The organism is Limosilactobacillus alvi, assembly GCF_016900115.1.
GTDB lineage: Bacteria > Bacillota > Bacilli > Lactobacillales > Lactobacillaceae > Limosilactobacillus > Limosilactobacillus alvi.
In genome coordinates this window covers 1-1087 of record NZ_JACJJQ010000081.1, presented here as the reverse complement: position 1 = coordinate 1087, position 1087 = coordinate 1, and the positions used below count along the sequence as shown (strand labels likewise).

2 protein-coding genes and 2 tRNA genes are annotated in these 1087 nt (G+C 38.7%); 3 read left to right on the top strand and 1 reads right to left on the bottom strand.

Annotation, left to right across the window (positions count from 1 at the left end):
• Positions 1 to 130 precede the first annotated feature (130 nt).
• Entirely contained in the window at positions 131 to 265 is a 135-nt protein-coding gene (locus H5993_RS09630; protein WP_255463119.1) for a hypothetical protein, read from the bottom strand.
• 271 nt (positions 266 to 536) lie between these two features.
• On the opposite strand from H5993_RS09630, the gene H5993_RS09625 reads away from it, so the two are divergent.
• From H5993_RS09625 to H5993_RS09160, 3 genes are all read left to right on the top strand, one after another.
• Entirely contained in the window at positions 537 to 668 is a 132-nt protein-coding gene (locus H5993_RS09625) for a hypothetical protein (protein ID WP_006916985.1), read from the top strand.
• 99 nt (positions 669 to 767) lie between these two features.
• Positions 768 to 839, top strand: a tRNA-Arg gene (locus tag H5993_RS09165).
• Positions 840 to 865: 26 nt separating this feature from the next.
• Positions 866 to 949 (top strand) — tRNA-Leu (locus H5993_RS09160).
• Positions 950 to 1087: the final 138 nt, after the last annotated feature.

The window sequence follows — 1087 nt, the reverse complement described above, 5'->3', positions numbered from 1 at the left end:
TTCGAGAATCAAGTGTAACTTGATTCTCCATTGCCTAAACGATTTCCAGATCAAGAGGCACACTGTTGCCTTTTGATCCAGAAGCTCGGTCATTTATGGCCGAGTAGTTCACTCCATCTTCCTCTCGTTTTTATTTTAGATCTTCACTAATCAAATCAAGTTCAATCGTGGCACATTCATGGTCGAGTTGTGGACGATCCTTATTTTCGGCGTGGGCCTTAATTAAATCAAGTTCTTTTTGAATGTTTTTTTCGAAACGTTGCATTGTGTAAATCCTCCATTAATGATCGTATTAACTTATTATTGGTAAGTCGATTTATATACTTATTAAATCTGATATGACACTATCATAATCAAAATTGGTATAGTTAGCAAGTCCTTTTAATATTACATTTTTGGCAAGGGTTTATCAATCGTGGTCTAGTAGGGATAAAGGGGTAAAATTAAAAAGTGGCTGTTAAAGGTTGATTTTTTGGCTAGATTTAGTTACAATCGGAATGTTGATTATTGACGATAGAAAAAAGGAGGCAGATAGCATGCGTAAAGCACATCCACATGGTGTACAAGGCCGTCGCCCAGTTGCTCCAAAGTACAAGCGGGCATTGAAGGAAAAGAAAATCGAAGAAATTCGTAAGTGGGCCAAGGAAAAGCCAGCTGACGAAAAGTAAATTTATCGATAATCAATTGCTAGTTAAGTTTTCTGAGAATGTTCAGAAGAATACTTGCAATTTGGTTATCAATCAGGTATTATAATACCTGTTGGTAACGCGCCCTTAGTGTAATGGATCGCACGTGAGATTCCGGTTCTCGAGATCGGGGTTCGACTCCCCGGGGGCGCATTTGTTATATATAAATATATTTCGCTGCCCCAGTGGCGGAATTGGCAGACGCGCAACGTTCAGGTCGTTGTATGGGTAACCATGTACAGGTTCGAATCCTGTTTGGGGCATTAGACAACGAAAGAAGAGGTTAGGAAGAAGCACAAGTTTCTTTCTAACCTCTTTTTTTCAGGGTCTACAATATTTGGTACTGATAGGAGTAAAATCCTAGCAGTACCAATTTTTTTGATTTAGGGGATTTTATGTAT